A 20163-nucleotide genomic window follows, 5' to 3' on the forward strand; every position below is an offset into this window, starting at 1 on the left:
CACGCCGCCAGCGTTCGTCCTGAGCCAGGATCAAACTCTCCGATAAAAGTTTGAATAGCTCTTAAAATAAATCTAGAATTAACGTTGACGTTATTGTCTTGTTTTGTTCAGTTTTCAAGGTTCAATGTGCAAGCGCTTCGTTTGAAGCGACCCTTTAAATATTACATTATCAACTCGTTCGAGTCAATAACTTTTTTTAAAAAGTTTTTTGTGTTGTTTGTCGCGTTTTGCGGCAACAGATAATACTATACCACCATAAATAAACGTGCGCAAGAGTTTTATTGATTCTTTTTTGCTGAATGATTAATATCCGTCAATCGACACTGTTTTTATTCACTTTACCGTAATGCCAGCTGGAGGAAAGAGAGTCTTTCTTCCTAATGAGTGCACAATGCTAGTAACTACCATGCTCGTTATTGAGATTCAAAAAAAACAGCCGAGGCTAATGCCCCGGCTGTTTTTCATATCCTATTAGTCACGATGACGCATTAATGGGAATAATAATACGTCACGGATGGATGGGGAATTCGTTAACAGCATAACCAGTCTGTCGATCCCGATTCCCAGGCCACCTGTTGGCGGCATACCGTATTCAAGCGCCTCGATGAAGTCATTATCCATCATGTGGGCTTCGTCGTTTCCTTCTTCTCTCTCTTTTAACTGTGCCTCAAAGCGTTCTCTTTGATCGATCGGATCATTAAGCTCCGTGAAGGCATTGGCATGTTCACGGCCCACGATGAATAGCTCAAAGCGGTCAGTGAAACGTGGGTCCTCATCATTTTTCTTCGCAAGTGGAGAGATTTCCACTGGGTGACCATAGATGAATGTAGGCTGAATCAGCTTATCTTCTACTTTTTGTTCGAAGAATTCATTCACTACGTGACCATATTGCATATTGTCTTTGATTTCGATGCCGTGTTCCTTGGCAAGGGCACGAGCATCTTCGTCGGACATTTCCTGCCAGAAATCTACGCCAGTATGCTCTTTAACCGCGTCTACCATATGAAGACGGGTCCACTCAGGCTCAAGATTGATTTCGTATTCTCCATATTGAACGGTAGTTGAACCGAAAACATCCTTCGCGATGTGAGCGACAAGATTTTCAGTTAGAGCCATGATGTCGCGATAGTCTGCATATGCTTCATAAAGTTCGATCATCGTGAACTCAGGATTATGTCTTGTTGAGACACCTTCGTTACGGAATACACGTCCGATTTCGTATACTTTTTCAAGTCCACCAACAATCAGGCGCTTTAGGTGCAGCTCGATTGCGATACGCATGAATAATGGCATATCAAGAGCGTTGTGGTGTGTATTGAACGGGCGGGCAGATGCTCCTCCTGCTATGGCATGCATCATTGGTGTTTCTACTTCTAAGTAGCCATTGTTATCCAGGTATCTTCTCATTGATTGGATGATACGGCTGCGGGCGATGAATGTTTCCTTGCTTTCCTGGCTTGTAATAAGGTCCAGGTAACGTTGACGATAGCGTTGTTCTACGTCTTTTAAACCATGGAACTTCTCAGGCAGCGGGCGAAGTGCCTTCGTCAAAAGATGGAACTCTTTCGCTTTAACAGAAAGTTCTCCTACCTTCGTTTTGAAAACTGTACCCGTAATCCCAACGATATCCCCAAGGTCTGCAGTGTTGAACAGCTCATAGGCCTCTTCGCCGATTGCATCTTTACGGACATAGATCTGAACTTGTCCAGCAAGGTCCTGTAAATGTGCAAATCCTGCTTTTCCTTTTCCACGTTTGGTCATGATACGACCTGCGATGGTTACATTGATATCTTTCTCTTCTAACTCTTCTTTAGAAAATTCATCAAATTGAGATTTGATCTCAGATGAACTGTGTGTACGATCATAACGTTTACCGAATGGATCCTGTCCTTTTTCACGGATGGCCTCCATTTTTTCGCGTCTGACTCGAAGCTGGTCATTGATTTCTTCGTGACTCATATGTTTCACTCCTATTCTATCTGCTTGCTTTACTAGACTAATACGATTATATACCATACTATTTTACACAATATCTATGTTTGTAACACCCCTAAAGTATGAGTTATTTCAGAAACACACGATCAGGGGTTAGAAAGTGATTGAAAAAATCCAAAAAAGGCCGATCCAACCTGGTGACGGTGTCACGAATTGGTTCAAGCCTTTTCTAGGATAACATAAAAAGATATACAGGTGAATCAACCGGCATTCAACTGGCTTTACTGCCTGTAGCAAAGCTCTTACCCCCATATCTATTTCTGTATATTACTCGACTAAGTCGATTCACTCGCTGCGCTGAGTTTCTTCCTGCGGGATGAGGTCTTGCAGTGGTATGTTCAACACCTCTGCTACTTCCACTAAGAAGTCCTCTTTCGGTACCCGGCTCCCTCTTTCCACTTCTCCAAGGACTGAAACGGAAATGTCCAATTCCTTAGCCAAACCTTCCTGGGTATAGCCCTTTAGCTTTCTGAATGCACGAATGCGTCTTCCCCATTTATCTGTTTCCATAACCGAACTCCTTCTCTGTCAGGTATTTCGTCCAGAAATTCAACGAACGGGGCATTAATGGACGGGTGCTCGATACGCGGAGCCACCTCTAATAACGGAATCAATACGAATGCTCTTTCTTGCATCCTTGGATGAGGAATGAGAAGATCCTCTGATTCAACCATTAAGCGATTATAGAGTAAAATATCAAGGTCTATGATTCTCGGACCCCATTTGAACTCCCTTTCCCTTCCAAGGTCGATTTCCACCTGCAAGCACTGATGTAATAGAGTTTCTGGACTTAAACTGGTACGAATTTCGATGACCATATTCAAAAATTGATCTTGTTCTGTAAATCCTACCGGGTCTGTTTCATACATAGAGGATCGTTTCGTTACTTCTATCTTACCATGACTGCCTAAAATGTTTATGGCTTTTTCTAAATAACTCTCACGGTCCCCCATATTGGAACCAAGGGAAATATATGCAGTATTCATCCTATCGACTCCTATTAATCTCCACTGCCACCGATTGGTAATGACCAGGAATAGGCGGGTCAGGCTTGATTAGTGTAATTTTACAGCTCTTTACGACTTTGAATGTTTCTAGGATTTGGGAAGAGATGTCTTCAGCCACCGCTTCGACTAAATTCCTGGGCACTCCCTCCACAACAGATTTAGTGATGGAATAGATCTCCGCATAGTTGACGGAGTCTTCAAGCTGATCGCTTTGTCCGGACTTCCTTAAATCTAAATGCAACTCTACGCTAACACGAAAACGTTGTCCAAGTTTGTTTTCTTCCTGGAACACACCGTGATAGCCGTAAAACTCCATCTCATTCAATAGGATCTTATCCATTCATATTCTCCTTCCCGACTAATACGTCCATCATTTTCGCCATGCGTGCCATTTCTTTTACATCATGGACCCTCACGATCTGGCAGCCTTTTTGAATTCCATAACATACCGTCGCTCCCGTACCTTCCATTCGTTCCTCCACCGGCAGATCAAGCACTTGTCCAATGACAGACTTTCGTGACGTTCCCAAGAGCACAGGATACCCCAGTGAAACAAGGACATCCAGGTTTCTCATCATTTCTATGTTCAATTGTACTGTTTTGGCGAAACCAATGCCAGGATCGAGGATGATTTGGTCGTCTTTCACACCCGCTTCTTTCACCAGAAAGATGCTTTCCTGCAGGTCCTGGATCGCATCCCGCATGAAGTGGCTGTAATGTTGGTTGTCCCGGTTATGCATGAGGATGATGGGGGCACCTGTCTCCGCAGCGACTTGTGGCATTTCTGGATCCTTTTTCGCACCCCACACATCGTTAATGATGCTTGCTCCCGCTTCGAGGGCTTTTCGTGCCGTTGCAGCCTTATACGTGTCGATGGAGATCGGGACATTCACTTCTTGAGAGATCGCCTCTATGATCGGGACGACCCGTAATATTTCTTCTTCAGCAGGAACGAATCGGTGCCCGGGACGGGTAGACTCCCCGCCTATATCAATGATATCCGCACCCATGGCCACCATTTCTTTCGCGCGCGCTACCGCCATGCTTAACTCATTGAAAGATCCTCCGTCCGAAAACGAGTCGGGCGTGATATTTAATATTCCCATGATGAGAGTCTTCCTGGAAAAATCAAGTTCATATTTACCGCACTTCATTTCATCATTCCCCCTTTCTTAATTCCTCAATTGAATTTAAGTGTCGTTTATATTTTTCGTACTGTTCATGAAAGAGCCCGACATACTTTCCGTTTGCCCCCGGAAAACGCGTAGAACTCAACTTGTTAACCGGAACGATTTCTTGAACAGAATTCGTGAAAAACACTTCATCGGCTTTAAGGATGTCTGCTTCTTCAAACATCCCCACCCGTACAGGCATATCCAGTATGCCGGAAAGAGCAAGGATGAACTGACGGGTAATGCCATTTAGCAATCCGGTTTCCACCGATGGGGTACATAATTCTCCGTCCTTTAACCAGAAGAGGTTGGAGGTGATCCCTTCACAAAGGTGTCCATCTCCCGTCAGAAAGATCCCTTCTTTATCCATTGATGCCCCGATCTCCCTTTTGGCCGCCATATTGTTCAGGTAATGGTGGGATTTCAGGCGTTCAGCCGTTTCAGGAGTATTTCGCCTTACGTTTAGAAACACCGCTTCTTTTTCTTTTAACGGTACCGAATGGGGTAAGTTTTTTTGAAACAGGATGACAGTTGCATCCTCATAGGGGCTGGTCCTTAACCCGACCTCCCCTGGGCCGCCAGAAATGTTGAAACGGCAGTAAGCATCCTTGAGGCCGTTCTTTTTTAACAGGTCCGTGATGATACGCCGGATTTTTTCCTCATCCAGGTCTGCCTCGATATTCATTTCCTTCATGCCGGCAGTAAGCCTCTTTAAGTGGTCCTTTAGCAAAAACGGATGACCGTCATACGTTCGGAACGTTTCAAATACTCCCATACCGTACAAGTATCCGTGATCAAATGGAGAGATGACTGCTTCTGATGCATGAACGATCTTGCCATTTAAATACACATACATGGATCAGACCAACCCGACTTTTTTATATGCATTCAGGAAATTCAGTAACAGCCGTTTCCCCTGCTCTGTCATGATGGATTCGGGATGAAATTGTACTCCCTCGATAGGCAGATACTTATGCCGGATCGCCATGATTTCCCCTTGTGCCGTTTGGGCTGAAATATCAAAGCAATCTGGCAGGGTTTCCCGTTTTACGATCAGGGAATGATATCTCGTTGCATTGAACCCATCCGGCATTTCCTCGAAGATCGTTTTTCCATCATGGATCATCGGGGAGACCTTTCCGTGCATTAACCGTTCGGCACGCACAACATCGCCGCCAAACACCTGGGCAATCGACTGGTGGCCGAGACAGACGCCGAAGATCGGAATCTTCCCGGCAAACGTTCGGATGGCCTCAAGACTGATACCCGCTTCGTTCGGACTGCAGGGTCCTGGTGAAATCATCAGATAATCAGGGCATAAAGATTCAATTTCATCTAGGGTGATCTCATCGTTTCGTTTAACGATCAGCTCTTCCCCAAGCTCCCCTAAAAATTGCACGAGATTATAAGTGAATGAATCATAGTTATCAATCATGAGGATCATAGATTTTCTCCTTCCGCCATCGCCTTTGCTACCCATAGTGCTTTTGCTTTTTTAAGAGATTCTTTGTATTCATACGCTGGGTTGGAATCGATCACGACCCCTGCTCCTGCTTGGATATGACCTTTTCCTTCTTTTACAAGCATCGTCCTGATGACGATATTCAATTCCATATCGCCATTCACACCGATCCAGCCAATGGATCCTGTGTAAATGCCCCGTCTGACCGGTTCGAGTTCTTCGATGATTTCCATCGTCCTCACTTTGGGTGCACCAGTAATCGTTCCCCCGGGGAAAACAGACCTGATCAAGTCTGCTCCCGTTTTGGTTTCATCCAGAGTCCCTCTTACATTAGACACAATATGCATGACGTGGGAATACTTTTCGATCACCATGAATTCATTCACTTCTACTGTCCCGTATTGGCACACCCGTCCCAGGTCATTGCGTTCCAGGTCTACAAGCATGACATGCTCGGCTCTTTCTTTTTCATTGTTGATCAGTTCAGAGGCAAGTCTCTCATCCTCTTCGGCGTCCTTGCCGCGGGAGCGTGTACCAGCAATCGGCCTTGTGCTTACTTCCGTTCCTTTTTTCTTCACAAGCAGTTCTGGTGATCCGGATACAATTTGAAAATCGGGACTGTGAATATAACTCATATAAGGCGACGGATTTAATTCCCGAAGCTTTTGATATACCCTATAAGGCTCGACCTTCAATTGCTGAGACTGCCTGACGGATAGATTGACTTGAAAGACATCCCCGTCTGAGATATAAGACTGAATCTTCTTCACTGCCTCTGAGAATTCTCCTTCTCCCATCGAGACTTCAATTTCAGCCGGTTCGTGATGCACAGGAGGTTTCCCTGTCACTTCCATAGATGAGAGGGCATCCATCCAAGAACCCGTCCAATGTGCAAGCATTGTTTCAGCTAATTCCGGTTCTTCATCAGACAGAATCATCGTCCACATACAATTCTCCTCATGATCAAAGACCACCCATTGCTTCAAATAATAGAAATAAAGTTCAGGTATTTCCAGATCATCACGTCCGAGTGAAGGGAGACTTTCAATCTTTCTTGCATAATCATAGCTTATAAACCCGATCACTCCTCCTTGAAAGTCCGGGAGATCTTTCCTTCTTTCCGTTCGAAGGGGCTCCATCCATTTCTCAAGCTGAATCAACGGATCTCCAAGTATGGTTTCAGTTCCGGATAGGTCTTGTATTTCCAACCCTTCCGGAACACTTTGTAAAATGACGTCAGGTCGTAGTCCGGCAACACTATATTGTCCACCCCGTCCACTTTCTAGCAAAATATGATGTGTCTCTTGCTGACTAAGCTGTTCGTATGCTGCAAAAAATTGCTCTTTAGTTGAATGGTTTTTATGAAAATATAGGTGCTGCACTGACCCCTCACACTCCTAATCTTTATCTCCCTTCATGATACATGAACTTTCGCATGGTTTCATCGTTAAAAAATTGAAATTCTTGACCAATCAACATAAAAAAACAGATCCTGAAATTCTTCAGGATCCGCAATCGTATTCTTATTCTTCGTCAAATTGATAAAGAGGGGTGCTTAGATAGCGTTCTCCGTTACTTGGGATGATGGCGAGTACTTTTTTACCCTTACCTAACTCCTTCGCCACTTCAAGGGCTGCATAGATGGCTGCACCGGAGGAAATACCACCCAGGATCCCTTCTTCCTTCGCCGCTCTTCTTGCATAGTCAAAAGCTGAATCTTTATCCACCTGAATAATATGGTCATATACTTCCGTGTTCAGAATATCCGGAATGAATCCCGCACCGATTCCCTGGATTTTGTGAGGGCCAGGTTTTCCTCCCGACAACACAGGGGAATCCGATGGTTCGACGGCATATAGTTCAACGGATGGGTAATGCTTTTTCAGGACTTCTCCCACTCCTGTTATCGTCCCACCTGTACCGATACCGGCAATGAAGGCATCCAGTTGATCGCCCATTTGCTCTACGATCTCAGGACCCGTTGTTTCCCGATGGACTTTAGGGTTGGCCTCATTTTTAAATTGTTGCGGCATGAAGTAGCCTTTCTCTTTCGCTAATTCTTCTGCTTTACGTATGGCTCCTCCCATTCCTTCAGCACCTGGTGTCAATACCAATTCTGCACCATACGCGCGCAGCAGATTCCGTCGTTCCATACTCATCGTGTCCGGCATGACGAGTAACGAGCGGTACCCTTTAGCCGCAGCGACCATGGCCAAGCCGATGCCCGTGTTTCCACTCGTCGGTTCCACAATCGTATCTCCCGGTTTAATCGTTCCTGCCGCTTCGCCTGCTTCGATCATCGCTAGGGCAATGCGATCCTTTACAGAACTGCCCGGATTCATATATTCTAATTTCAAATAAACATCCGCACTGTTTTCATCAACTAATCGATTGAGTTTTACCACTGGAGTTTGACCTATTAATTCTGAAATTGAATTGGCTATCCTCACCGTTCATCACTCCTAATTCCAAGTAAATTTGTTGGTTTTAATAAAATGTAACAATATTCAATAAATTTGTCAACGATATTGCTTTCCTTTCCGAAGGCTCCCATTTACCTCAAGCCACCGGTCCCCTTACTCTATCACTCACCTACATTTATATGCACATGACACTTATCCTATGTTTCGTTGAAACGGAAAGAACTATGTAAAAGGAGCTGACCAATTGTAGGTCAGCTCCCCCTTTTATTCATGCTTACCGTAAAACCAATCGACTTTCATTTCATCCCAAAAGGATTCCGGTTTCAGAGGCGTTTCAACTTGTTCCAAAGCAATCTGTCTGCGAATTTGTGATTTTACATCTTTATACGCAAAATGCCTTTCCTTCAGGATGTCGTCTACATAATAGATGACATACCCTTCATCCTGTTGAATCGGAGACGTCCATTCACCTTGTGACAGAGGTTCCACTTCACCTTTCGCTTCATCAGAAAGAATATCCCCCTCAAGTGGAACATACCCTATGTCTCCTCCTAAATGTGCGCTTTGCTCATCAATTGAGCGCTCAATGGCGAGCGCTTCAAAATTTGACCCGGCATCCAGTTCTTCAATTACCTGCTCTACTTCGGTACGATCCGCTACCTTCAGCTGTTTAAGCTTGTACATTTTAGGGATGGAATATTGATCCTCATTTTGGGTGTAGAATTTCTCCAACTCTTTTTCAGGAATTTGAACATCCTTCGTAATAAGCTCTTCCAACAATAACTCAGATCTAATTTGCTTCTTTAACGTCTCTTCATCCTCGAAATTCTCTTCGTCATACGCATTATACACGGATTGGATCAGATAATATTCTTGCTCTACTTCTTTATTCGACACATCAATATCATATTTCTCTGCTAATTGTTCAATCACCTTTTGATTGATCAGTGCCCGAAGCTCTTCTTTACCATGCTGCTGTTCAAGTGAATACAACCAATCCTCCCGGGTTACGGACTCACCGCCAACCGATGCCACGACTTCCGGTGTACCGACTTTACCTGAAGACCAGTTCCACACAAGTGTGATCAGGTTGGTGACAAGGAGCACCCCGATGATACCCATGAGTACAGATCGTTTAATTCTCATTTCTCCCAATCTCCCTGGACGTGATTTATTACTCTGCGCTTGATTTCAGTTCTTCTAATTCCTCTTTAGAAAACACATACACTTCATTACAGAAGTGGCAGCTTGCTTCCGCACTGCCATCTTCATCGATCATTTCCTGGATTTCCTGCTCGCCTAAGCTGATGATGGCATTTGAAAAGCGATCTTTGCTGCATTGGCACTTAAATTCCACCGGCATCGTTTCCAGTACTTTGACTTCCCCTTCTCCCAGTACTTCTTCCAATACCTCTTCAGGCGTAAGCCCTTTTTCAATCAATTTCGAGATTGGAGGAATTTTAGCCAGGCGTTCTTCAATCTTCGTAATCGTTGCATCGTCTGTTCCAGGCATAAGCTGCAGGATGAATCCTCCTGCTGCAAGGATAGTATTATCGGGATTCACCAGGACACCCACCCCTACGGAAGAAGGCACTTGTTCGGATGTTACGAAATAATACGTGAAGTCTTCTCCAAGCTCCCCAGAAACGATCGGAACCTGACCTGAGAAATGATCCCTCATTCCTATATCTTTGACAATCGATAAAGTTCCGGTCGTACCAACCGCACGGGCGACATCAAGCTTTCCGTGCTCGTTCAAATCGAAGTGCACATGAGGATTGGTCACGTACCCTCTCACTTGCCCCTTTGCATTACTATCCACCAGGATGGCACCGATCGGGCCGCCACCTTCTACTTTGATCGTTAATTTATTATCACCTTTCAGCATAGCGCCCATCATGACACCGGCACTGATGCTCCGGCCCAGCGCTGCTGATGCAGTCGGCCATGTATCATGTCTTCGTTGCGCCTCTCCTACTGTATCCGTGCTTTTCACTGCATAAGCACGGACCTGCCCGTCATAGGCTAATGCTTTCACTAAATAGTCGCTCATGGTTGAAGCTCCTTTCTTCTCAGCTCATATTTCTCTTGTAGATTAATTTCAGCCCTTTTAATGTCAGGAATGGGTCTACGACATCGATGCTATTGGATTCTTTCGATATCAGTGTTGCTAATCCTCCCGTCGCAATGACCGTTGGTTCTTTCTTACTTTGTGCTTTCATTCTTTGAACGATACCCTCTACTTGTCCAACATACCCATAAAGGATACCCGCCTGCATGGCTGTAACGGTATTCTTTCCGATGATCTGCTCTGGACGTGCAATTTCAATCCTTGGCAGTTTGGCCGCCTTCGAGTAAAGGGCTTCCGTTGATATGCCTATTCCCGGTGCGATCGCACCACCCATATATTGTCGTTCCTCATTGATATAGCAATACGTTGTGGCTGTTCCAAAGTCAACGATGATGAGAGGTCCACCATATTCATGTATGCCAGCGACAGCATTCACAATTCGGTCCGCTCCGACTTCCCTTGGATTTTCATACATAATATTTAAACCAGTCTTGATCCCTGGACCAACAACCAGTGGAGTGATATGAAAATACTTCTCACACATACGTTCTAAACTAAACATGATTGGAGGAACAACGGAAGAAATAATAATCCCGTCAATCTCTTCAAACGTCAGATTCACATGCTCAAACAGATTCTTTACAAGCATCCCGAACTCATCTTCCGTTTTATGTCGATTCGTTTCAGCTCTCCAATGATATTTTAAGTGGTCATTTTCATACACACCAAACACGATATTGGTATTCCCTACATCCATTACAAAAATCAATATCCTCACCTACTAAGCCAATTGTTTTCACACTGCCAACATCATACCATAATTTATTTAGAATAGGTACAAAAGCGCAAGGGCTTTGCACAGAGGCGACAAGCATAAGATGAACATGACTAAAAGGCGGGTTTTTGCCTTTTGGGCATGTTTAGCTTATGACCTCGAGCCTCTAAGCCCTGGAGCTGGATGAAACAAAAGCGGAACCGGCTTGGCCAGATCCGACAAGCATAAGATGAATGGGCAGGAAAGGCGGTTTTTTGGGCCCAGTGAACCATGACAACCCCTGTGTCAGCAGAATCCAGCCGTTTTCTGGAATAATCCAGCGGAAATACTTCTTTATTCAGCCAGAATCGCTGAAAATCCAGCCGATTCAAAGAAAGATCCGGCCGAAACAGAACATAATCCAGCCGTTAAACAATATTTCCCAAATCAACAAAATATCTAATCCAAACTCTGCCCGGCACAATACAAAAAAGATGCACCCACGAATGGATGCATCCTTCTTTATTTACGTGCGATCAGAATTAGTATCGTCTTCCTTAGAAGCCGTGTCTTCTTCAATCACGTTCTCTTCATTTTTCTTTTGGATATTCACCTTCACGTCACCGTTATCCTGGTCGGATTCATATGTGCGTTCCGGCAGTTTGCCGTGATCCATTAAAGACTTGATCTGAGCGGCATCCAATGTTTCGACATCTAATAATGTTTTGGCGATGAGTTCAAGCTTGTCGCGATTCTCAGTAAGGATTCGCTTCGCTCTCTCATAGCTGTCTTTGATTAGACGCTGCATTTCTAAGTCAATTTCATAAGCGATGGCATCTGAATAGTTTTGTTCACTATTGATGTCACGGCCCAGGAATACTTGACCACCTTGTGATTGACCGAACTGAAGCGGTCCGAGTTTATCACTCATACCGTATTCAGTGACCATTTTACGGGCAATTCCAGTTGCACGTTGGAAGTCATTGTGTGCACCGGTGGAAACATCACCGAAGATGATTTCCTCTGCCACACGACCACCGAGTAAGCCGGTGATCTTATCAAGAAGCTCAGGCTTCGTCATAAAGTAACGATCTTCTTTAGGAAGCATAACGGCATAACCGCCTGCTTGGCCACGAGGAACGATGGTCACCTTATGTACCATGTCTGCTTCATCAAGGACTAACCCGATCACGGTGTGACCCGCTTCGTGGAATGCCACAATTTTACGTTCTTTTTCAGAAATGACGCGGCTCTTCTTGGCAGGACCTGCAATGACACGGTCCGTTGCTTCATCGATATCGCGCATATCAATTTTCTTCTTATCTTCTCGTGCTGCAACAAGTGCTGCTTCGTTCAGAAGATTTTCTAAATCGGCACCGGAGAAGCCAGGTGTTCTCATCGCAATCGCCTTTAGATCCACTGAATCATCAAGCGGTTTATTATGAGAATGTACTTTAAGAACAGCTTCACGGCCTTTTAAGTCAGGACGATCTACTGTAATTTGACGGTCGAAACGTCCTGGACGCAATAATGCTGGATCCAGAATGTCAGGTCGGTTCGTTGCAGCGACGATGATGATTCCTTCGTTCGCGCCGAAACCGTCCATTTCAACAAGTAACTGGTTCAGGGTTTGTTCACGCTCATCGTGACCTCCGCCCAAGCCTGCTCCACGTTGACGACCGACTGCATCAATCTCATCAATGAAGATGATACATGGTGCATTCTTCTTCGCGTTTTCAAATAAGTCACGTACACGAGACGCACCGACACCGACAAACATTTCAACGAAGTCGGAACCACTGATCGAGAAGAAAGGAACTCCCGCTTCTCCAGCGACTGCTCGTGCAAGTAGGGTTTTACCTGTACCTGGAGGTCCCACTAGAAGGACACCCTTTGGAATACGGGCACCCACTTCGGAGAACTTGCGTGGATCCTTAAGGAATTCCACTACCTCTACAAGCTCTTGCTTTTCCTCGTCCGCTCCGGCTACATCTTTAAAGCGGACTTTCTTCTTCTCTTCACTGTAAAGCTTAGCCTTACTCTTACCGAAGTTCATGACACGGCTTCCGCCGCCCTGAGCCTGGTTAAGTAAGAAGAAGAACAGAATGAAGATGATGACAAACGGAATGATGGTCGTGAAGAAAGATACCCAGCCGCTTGTTTCCTTGGCCTGTAAAACTTCCACATCGATGCCCTGCTCTGACGCAGCCGCATTGATCTTATCCATCAGTTTTCCATCTGTGGTAAGGACATAAGTCAAGAAGTACTCTCCTTCTTTAGCGCCTTCCATCTGTCCTTTTACTTCATAAACACCTCTGCCAGGTTGAATTGAAAAAGAAGAAACGTCTCCGTCTTCAAGGTTATTAATAAATGTACTGTACTCGATATTTTTGGTTGGCTCGTTGTTGTTGCTGAAATAACTCACCACACCTATGATCACTAAAAAGACCAGTAAATAGAATATGGTGTTTCGAAAGATCCGGTTCATCCCTTACCTCCTCCCACGGGTAAACAAACTAAGTAAAATAGTATCATAGAAAATCATGGCATTACAACAAATTGCACTTACAAGATTCCTCTTTAGAATATACTTATTCTCCTGTTGTATACACTCTTGGTTTTAAAACACCGATATACGGCAGATTACGATATCTCTCAGCGTAATCAAGGCCATATCCGACCACGAATTCGTCAGGAACGATAAAGCCTACGTAGTCTGCTTTGATGTCTGCTTTACGGCCGCTTGGCTTGTCTAGCAGAGTGACAATGCTGATGGATTTCGCTTTACGATAACGGAAAAGCTCAACCAGATAGCTTAATGTTAATCCGCTGTCGATGATATCTTCAATGATGAGGATATCACGGCCTTCCACTTTCGTATCTAAATCTTTCACAATCTTTACTTCTCCTGAAGAGACAGTAGAGTTCCCGTAACTGGATACATCCATGAAATCCATTTCCATATGTGTATCCATACGCTTGCAAAGGTCAGCCATGAATGGCATTGCACCTTTTAACACACCTATTGCCAAAGGAAAGCGGTCTTGATATTCCTCTGTTAATTGTGCACCCAACACTTTAATCTTTTCTTGAAGTTCTTCTTCTGAAATTAACACTTTCTCAATATCTTGGTTTAACAATGTTCAACTGCCTCCTAGAAGATGATTGCTTGTAAATTGTAGTACTAAACTATTCTCTTGCTCTTCTCCCAAATCGTAAATGGACTTTTTCATTCCCGGAACCCATAGTATATGGTTTTCTGCATCCACTACTATCGGCCATTCATCACGAAGATGTGCAGGGATTTTTTGGTCGATGAAGAGGGCTTTTAGCTTCTTAGAGCCTTCCATTCCCTTCACTTTCATTCGATCCTTACTTCTTCTCGTACGCACGTATAGCGGTAGGGACACTGTGCTTGGATCAAGATAGATCACATCACCGGCCCGGTCCAGAACGGGCGGGGAAGAATAGAGAAGGAACTGATATCCACCTTGGATGTCCAGCCTGTTGTTAACCTGAAGCTCATAACAGTATGGAACCTCGGTTAAGGCTAAATCCCCAAAGTGAAAATAGCATGTATGATACGCACGCGTTACCTTTAGCCCCTTTGGTAAATCTAAGCTGGCATTCGGCGTTTTTCCTTTTAAAATACCCAATACATCGTAAATATGTATAGACGATAAGGAAGATGGTCTTAGTTTGTAAAGATAGTTTAATATTAGATTAATCCCTCTTCTTTGTAAAGGCTGAGCCATCGCAAGAAAACCATCGATATGTAAAGTCGAGTAATCCCCGGTGTTATTCCATACCTTATTCAACTTTTCCCTTGTTAATTCCTCTAAGTATGCCTCATCTTCTGTCAATTCTTCACTAAATCGTTGGAATTGGAGATGTACATGGGGGTTTTCCTGTTTCAAGAACGGAAGGATCCTCTTTCTAAACCGGTTCCTCGTATAATCTTCCTTTTCATTACTTGGATCTCTTCTCGGAATGAGACCATGTGTTTCACAATACCTTTCGATCTCCTCTTTTGTCACTGAAAGAAGCGGTCGGATGATCTCACCACCGGCAAATGGTCGCTTTACCGGTATACCAGCCCTGCCCGCACCGGATGCTCCCCTTGTCAATTTCATCAGGATGGTTTCCACCTGATCATCCCCGTGGTGACCGAGAGCCAATTTGGTAGCAGATACCTCTTCCATGACCTCTTTTAAAAACCCATAACGGATCTGACGTGCCTTATCTTGCAGGCTGCCATTTGTCCGCTCGATTTCCGTTGAAACATCTACCCTTTCTCCGTGAAAAGGGATGTGACGACGGTTGCAGAATTCCCTGACAAACAGAAGCTCCTGAAAGGACTCTTCGCCCCTGAACATATGATCAAGATGGGCCGCTTCTACATCTACTCCCAGTTCAACCTTGTTCTCATCAAGAAAGTGGAGCAGTGCTAAGGAATCGGGTCCGCCTGACACAGCCACTACGATGCGGTCTCCCTTTTCAATCAGCTGATGTTCGCGTATGAAACGTTTTGTTGTATCCTCAAACATTGTGATCCTCTTCCTCAAACCATTTTCCCCATTGTATCAATTTATTCTGCATTCTCACACTGATATGCTACAACAATTCTCCATAAATATACAAAACATACAGAAGTGACACAATGATGACAACAAGGACGGTTTCCAGGAAATGACCGGTCTTTTTACTCCTTTGGTTCTGATATCTGCTGGTGTGGGCAGAAGAGGGTCTTGCAGTGGAGTGATTAGGGACCGGCCTCTGCGCTTTCGGCTTCGGCTGCTGCGTTGCTTGGACATGGGATAGTCCGTGCAAGAGGCTCTCCCTCATTTCATTGGCGGATAGAAATTTCCCTTCCAATGCATCCTGGATCGTTCCTGCAAACCTTTTTAATTGGTCCCTGGAATCGATCGCCTTCCTCAGTTGTTTCATATTCCCCTCGGGAGCCTTCGTGAAACGCGTTGGATACGCGAGGTTGATGAGAATCATCCCTACGGAGAAAAGATCATAAGACGGCTCTGCCTTCCTTGATCCCCCTATCCAATATCCTCTATCAAAAAACTCCGTAAACTCCTTTATGGCACGGCCATTGATGGTGGTACCACCAACATCGATACAGCGAATACGGTAAGGAGGACCCGTCACGATCAAATTTTCCGGCTTTAAATCCCCGAACACCCATCCTTCTTTATGAATGCGTTCCAGATCTGAAAGAAGCTGGGCAATGAGGACACCTGTCCAGGAAAACCCCTTGGACTGCACAAATGAGAGCAGGTCGGTCCCCTGTATATATTCCATTACATAAAAGTGGATTTTTTGACCCCTGACCTCCCAATCATCCACATCAAGAAGCTTTGGCCCAAGGGGTGAGCCTTGGACCTTTGAGAAAGCTTTTAATACATTGACTTCTGAAGTGATCGAGACATTACTGTCACTCATCTTTAACGCCTGGTACCCTGCTGACCCTTGCACCAGATATACCATCCCATTGGCACCATAGCCCAGTTCCTTCACAATGGTATAAATATGCTTGTACCATTTACCTCTTATAACTGTTCCAGGGGGGAAACTAAATGGTTTCTTCGAAGTATTGTTCATCATCGCCACGAGAGAGCAATCCCCTTAATGAACGTTTTTTCTTAAAGTGTGTAATGGCCTCTGAAATCGCCGGTCCTGTTGGAGTGATCCCACCTGGAGACAGTTTAGAGAAAATACTTGTCAATGTTTCAAGCTTCGGTGTCCAATCCAGCAATTTTTCGACATCTTGTCGTTTCCCGGGAAATACAAAGACAGAAAACTTATTATCCCCCATCCTTGCATTCAAGCTTAACGATAGGTCCAATAAGGCTTCCTTGACTGTCGGAAGCTTATGTTTCATACTTGCAGACGTATCGACAAGAATCAACACTTCCATATCAACGGATTCACCGAGTTCATCGACTACTTCCATGACCTCTCCACGCTGTTCGGGAGGAAGCTCCTCCATGGAAGCGGATTTCCCAAGAATTTGTTTCAACTCTTTATTTACAACCCCCTGCAACGTCTGTGTCATCGCTTTGCGCGTGACCATCTGTACCGTTTGAGAAAGTTGTTGAGCATATACGATCTGGCTCACTCCACCCCCCGATAGAGCAATCCCTTCAATTTCCTGCATTCCATTATCATCTATGACATCATTGTCCATCACACCGATCACATTGACCGAAATCCCCTGCTCCTTGGCAAGGGCCGCCATTGCAATCGGGTCTTCTCCTTGATTCGAGCAACCATCCGTAATTAAAAGAATTTGACGAAGTGTACCTGGCTTCATCAGACTCCCCTCCTCATTCTAAAGTTGATATCATCTTCGCCGAATCAGGAGGGAATTATACTCTAGTTAACTATTTTTATAGGGCATACTCCAGCCTATGAAATTTTATCTTTCGTTTTCGCTTTATGCATCGGGATGGAGGACCACTTCGGTATATTATGTTTGATTTTCGACACCACAATGGTCATATCATCTTCTATTAAACCGGAACTCGACCGGATGACCTCCTCCATCAGAATGTCCGCCACTTCCTGTGGATCCTCGGTTTCAAGCTCCTTTATCTTCCTCTTCATCCACAGATCATAATTTTCTACATGTTTCGGTCCTTCAAATGCACCGTCACTCATCATGATGAGAAGATCTCCTGCCTTCAACTGCTCTGACACCACATCCACATCGAAATCCTGCTGAAGCATCCCCATCGGTAAATTACTGGCTTCCACCTTGAGGATCTTATCCCCACGCTTGATGAAACTTGGGGTCGAACCGATTTTCAAAAAACGTGATGAGGCATTCTGCAGATCGATCATGGCTAAATCCAGTGTAGAAAAAATTTCATCATTCGTCCTGAGGGACAAGATCGAGTTGATGGACTTGATTGCCACCTGTTCTTCAATTCCGGACTCCAATATCTTTTTCAATAATCTCAGTGTCTCATTGCTCTCATAATGGGCTCTTTCACCGTTGCCCATCCCGTCACTGATGGCAACTGCATATTTCCCCCTTCCTAATTCAATCATCGAATAACTGTCCCCTGAAACAAGGCCGCCTCCTTTCGCTGCATGGGAAGCCCCCGTATCGACGACAAACTTCTTGGCGGATTGAAAGGTGACATGACATTGACCATTCGGAAATTGGGCGCATTCCTCCTTCTGGACGACGATATTTTCTCCTAATATATCGGATAGCATCGGGGCAATGAGCTTTTCACCCTGACCATGCCCACCGCAATAAGGCATGGTGATATCGATATCGACATTCCCCTGTTCCAGATTATAGATTTCAATATTTTCAATTTCGATTCCAAACTCTCCTATACTCGTCAGGATCTGCTCTTCCTGAATATGATGATTTTCCCTTTCTCTTTGGATTTCTTTCGCAAAGTTCCCCATCACCTCCGAGACCCCGAGCAGCTGGTCAGCCACAAGCTTCCTGCTTTCCTGAACCTGCTTCTTCAATTTCAGGTTTGCCTGATAGAAAGTCAGCTCCTGATAGATTGTGTCCTTCAACTTCTTCTCCCTGGTACAATGCTTCTCCACTTCCCTTGCCAGTCTCGGGGAAAGTGGGACCCTTCCCTGGTCGTACTCGGTCATCACATCTTTCATAAGATTATAAGTTTTATCAAAATTGCGCGCCCAGCACTGATCTTTCTTAAAGCAGGTTTGACACGTCTTCTCCGTTACATTGCTGAGAAAATAATCAAATTCTTTATCTTCCTCCTCTTCAAACCGGTCTTCTATTTGTTGAAAACTGTTCGATAAAGCCTGGAAGACCGACGAGAACTGAGTGACCCGATGAGCGGTCACATCCCTGACCCGGCGCATGTACCCTTGTTGATCCTGCTGATATTCAGCCGTTCCGGGTATATGTCTCGCAATTTTAGACGTCAAACTTTGCGGGGTTAAAAAGAGGAGTAAGATCGCTACTCCCGATTCATAAAGTGTTTTCGTAATGACCGTATCTGTATCCCCGTACATTCCCATCAATAATGTAGCGATTAACAAACCGATTGCCGCTCCAAATTTCTTTCCTTCTTTCATGAGGCCGCCCAGAAGTCCGGAAAAAGCAAGCAAGCTCATTTGATAAAAGCTTGAAACATTGGCCAAGCTGAAGACAAGACCGGTTACCACCCCTACCGTTGAACCCATCGTGGCCCCTGCAATAAAGGAGAACAGCAGCACCAGATATCTTGATAGCACATGTTCCACAGATAAATTGTACACAGACCAACCGATTGTCCCCGTCAGGATGGAGGCCAGGAGAATGATCAAGCTGACCACTTCTTCGGTCTTCAACGACTTCCTTCGCCGCTGAACAGTCACAAGTGGTACACTCTGGATGAAAATATAGGTTAATAGAAACGCGAGGCTTGCTTCTATTGCCGCCATCACCCCGTTATAAATGGTGAGGGCTTGTCCTTGTTGAATATAATCAAAGCCCAGTTTGGCAGCCATGACCGTAAAGAATACATAGAAAGCAACAGCCCTCACATTATTCTTATGGTATTTCTGCGATAGCCGAAAAGCTAACAGGAATATTACCGCACTTCCGAACGTATAACTGATAGTAGGAATGGATAAGGTAAGCGCTCCTGCCAATAGCCCGATCAGTGCAATCGGCGATTTCTCTCTCCGAATGATATAAACAGAGGCAAAGAACGGCAGGGCAAATGGTGACAAATGTGAAAGGATTAAAGCTCTCCCGAGTAGAAATCCAATGACGAATAAGGCAATCCCCTTTTCTACAAATAACCATTCGAGCTTCGAATAAACGGACCGGATCCCCTTGGATAGTTCCAATTTCGTGTGTTCAATGTCAACGTTCTGAACAGGTTCGATGATCGACTGATCGACTTTCCCCATGTATGAAACACTCCCCATTTCTTTTTTGTTCAGTATAAATGGTACGAGCTTAAAACTTTGTCAAAATGAGGGAATGCATACCAAGAATGTTTCGACGACTTTCTATTGATTCCGGTAAAATATTCAGAATATTCACGAGGGATCTTCTAATAATTCCTTGTTTTTTCTTTTCAAATCCTTGTGTTACTATGCTTAAGGGAAATCTGACAAATTCTTTACAATCGTATATTGACAAGATAATTCTTTCTAGGTATCATAGATTTTGTGCCAAAAAGGTATAGATTGATATGGCGGTGTAGCTCAGCTGGCTAGAGCGTACGGTTCATACCCGTGAGGTCGGGGGTTCGATCCCCTCCGCCGCTACCATATTAT

The 20163-nt window shown here is 44.6% G+C and carries 18 protein-coding genes and 1 tRNA gene; 1 reads left to right on the plus strand and 18 read right to left on the minus strand.

All coding sequences use genetic code 11. The features are described 5' to 3' along the window. Window positions 1-471 precede the first annotated feature (471 nt). The 18 genes from lysS to spoIIE form a co-directional block, all read right to left on the minus strand. Window positions 472-1968, minus strand: coding sequence for a lysine--tRNA ligase (lysS, locus tag SLH55_RS20975; protein ID WP_320324400.1), 1497 nt, complete (start codon window positions 1966-1968; stop codon window positions 472-474). Window positions 1969-2280: 312 nt separating this feature from the next. Next, on the minus strand, window positions 2281-2505 hold the full coding sequence (locus tag SLH55_RS20980) for a helix-turn-helix domain-containing protein (RefSeq protein WP_219170423.1): 225 nt from the start codon (window positions 2503-2505) through the stop codon (window positions 2281-2283). Further along, window positions 2457-2981 (minus strand): 2-amino-4-hydroxy-6-hydroxymethyldihydropteridine diphosphokinase, encoded by a 525-nt coding sequence (gene folK, locus SLH55_RS20985; protein WP_219170421.1) that lies wholly within the window; start codon window positions 2979-2981, stop codon window positions 2457-2459. The genes SLH55_RS20980 and folK overlap by 49 nt, the downstream gene beginning before the upstream one ends. Window position 2982: 1 nt before the next feature. Continuing rightward, window positions 2983-3342, minus strand: coding sequence for a dihydroneopterin aldolase (gene folB, locus SLH55_RS20990; protein WP_320324401.1), 360 nt, complete (start codon window positions 3340-3342; stop codon window positions 2983-2985). Next, window positions 3335-4156, minus strand: a complete 822-nt coding sequence (gene folP, locus SLH55_RS20995; protein WP_320324402.1) for a dihydropteroate synthase — start codon at window positions 4154-4156, stop codon at window positions 3335-3337. The genes folB and folP overlap by 8 nt, the downstream gene beginning before the upstream one ends. A 4-nt stretch (window positions 4157-4160) precedes the next feature. Further along, window positions 4161-5030 carry an aminodeoxychorismate lyase gene (gene pabC / locus SLH55_RS21000; protein ID WP_320324403.1) on the minus strand — a complete coding sequence of 290 codons (870 nt, stop codon included), beginning with the start codon at window positions 5028-5030 and terminating at the stop codon, window positions 4161-4163. A 3-nt stretch (window positions 5031-5033) separates the two neighbouring features. Continuing rightward, window positions 5034-5618, minus strand: a complete 585-nt coding sequence (gene pabA / locus SLH55_RS21005) for an aminodeoxychorismate/anthranilate synthase component II (protein ID WP_219170413.1) — start codon at window positions 5616-5618, stop codon at window positions 5034-5036. Further along, window positions 5615-7018, minus strand: a complete 1404-nt coding sequence (pabB, locus tag SLH55_RS21010) for an aminodeoxychorismate synthase, component I (protein WP_320324404.1) — start codon at window positions 7016-7018, stop codon at window positions 5615-5617. The genes pabA and pabB overlap by 4 nt, the downstream gene beginning before the upstream one ends. Window positions 7019-7159: 141 nt before the next feature. Further along, window positions 7160-8086: a cysteine synthase A gene (cysK, locus tag SLH55_RS21015; RefSeq protein WP_219170409.1), complete on the minus strand. Its 927-nt coding sequence runs from the start codon at window positions 8084-8086 to the stop codon at window positions 7160-7162. 237 nt (window positions 8087-8323) lie between these two features. After that, window positions 8324-9205: a peptidyl-prolyl cis-trans isomerase gene (locus SLH55_RS21020; RefSeq protein ID WP_219170407.1), complete on the minus strand. Its 882-nt coding sequence runs from the start codon at window positions 9203-9205 to the stop codon at window positions 8324-8326. A gap of 28 nt (window positions 9206-9233) precedes the next feature. Continuing rightward, window positions 9234-10112 carry an Hsp33 family molecular chaperone HslO gene (gene hslO, locus SLH55_RS21025; RefSeq protein WP_219170405.1) on the minus strand — a complete coding sequence of 293 codons (879 nt, stop codon included), beginning with the start codon at window positions 10110-10112 and terminating at the stop codon, window positions 9234-9236. A gap of 19 nt (window positions 10113-10131) precedes the next feature. After that, the gene (locus SLH55_RS21030) at window positions 10132-10899 is read right to left on the minus strand and encodes a type III pantothenate kinase (protein WP_219170403.1); all 768 of its coding nucleotides are present in this window, start codon (window positions 10897-10899) and stop codon (window positions 10132-10134) included. A 511-nt stretch (window positions 10900-11410) separates the two neighbouring features. Beyond that, the gene (gene ftsH / locus SLH55_RS21035) at window positions 11411-13372 is read right to left on the minus strand and encodes an ATP-dependent zinc metalloprotease FtsH (RefSeq protein WP_219170401.1); all 1962 of its coding nucleotides are present in this window, start codon (window positions 13370-13372) and stop codon (window positions 11411-11413) included. 103 nt (window positions 13373-13475) lie between these two features. After that, the gene (gene hpt / locus SLH55_RS21040) at window positions 13476-14024 is read right to left on the minus strand and encodes a hypoxanthine phosphoribosyltransferase (protein WP_219170399.1); all 549 of its coding nucleotides are present in this window, start codon (window positions 14022-14024) and stop codon (window positions 13476-13478) included. 3 nt (window positions 14025-14027) lie between these two features. Further along, a complete protein-coding gene (gene tilS / locus SLH55_RS21045; protein ID WP_320324405.1) occupies window positions 14028-15431 on the minus strand; it encodes a tRNA lysidine(34) synthetase TilS in 1404 nt (467 codons plus the stop codon). Window positions 15432-15498: 67 nt separating this feature from the next. Next, a complete protein-coding gene (locus tag SLH55_RS21050) occupies window positions 15499-16500 on the minus strand; it encodes a serine/threonine-protein kinase (protein ID WP_320324415.1) in 1002 nt (333 codons plus the stop codon). After that, window positions 16469-17209 (minus strand): VWA domain-containing protein, encoded by a 741-nt coding sequence (locus SLH55_RS21055; protein WP_044340612.1) that lies wholly within the window; start codon window positions 17207-17209, stop codon window positions 16469-16471. Before SLH55_RS21055 ends, SLH55_RS21050 begins: the two co-directional genes overlap by 32 nt. A 95-nt stretch (window positions 17210-17304) precedes the next feature. After that, window positions 17305-19791: a stage II sporulation protein E gene (gene spoIIE / locus SLH55_RS21060; protein WP_219170395.1), complete on the minus strand. Its 2487-nt coding sequence runs from the start codon at window positions 19789-19791 to the stop codon at window positions 17305-17307. A 289-nt stretch (window positions 19792-20080) separates the two neighbouring features. Between spoIIE and SLH55_RS21065 the strand changes: the two genes are divergently transcribed. Continuing rightward, window positions 20081-20157 (plus strand) — tRNA-Met (locus tag SLH55_RS21065). The last annotated feature ends 6 nt before the right edge of the window (window positions 20158-20163 follow it).

Source organism: Rossellomorea sp. YZS02 (assembly GCF_033963925.1).
Taxonomy (GTDB): domain Bacteria; phylum Bacillota; class Bacilli; order Bacillales; family Bacillaceae_B; genus Rossellomorea.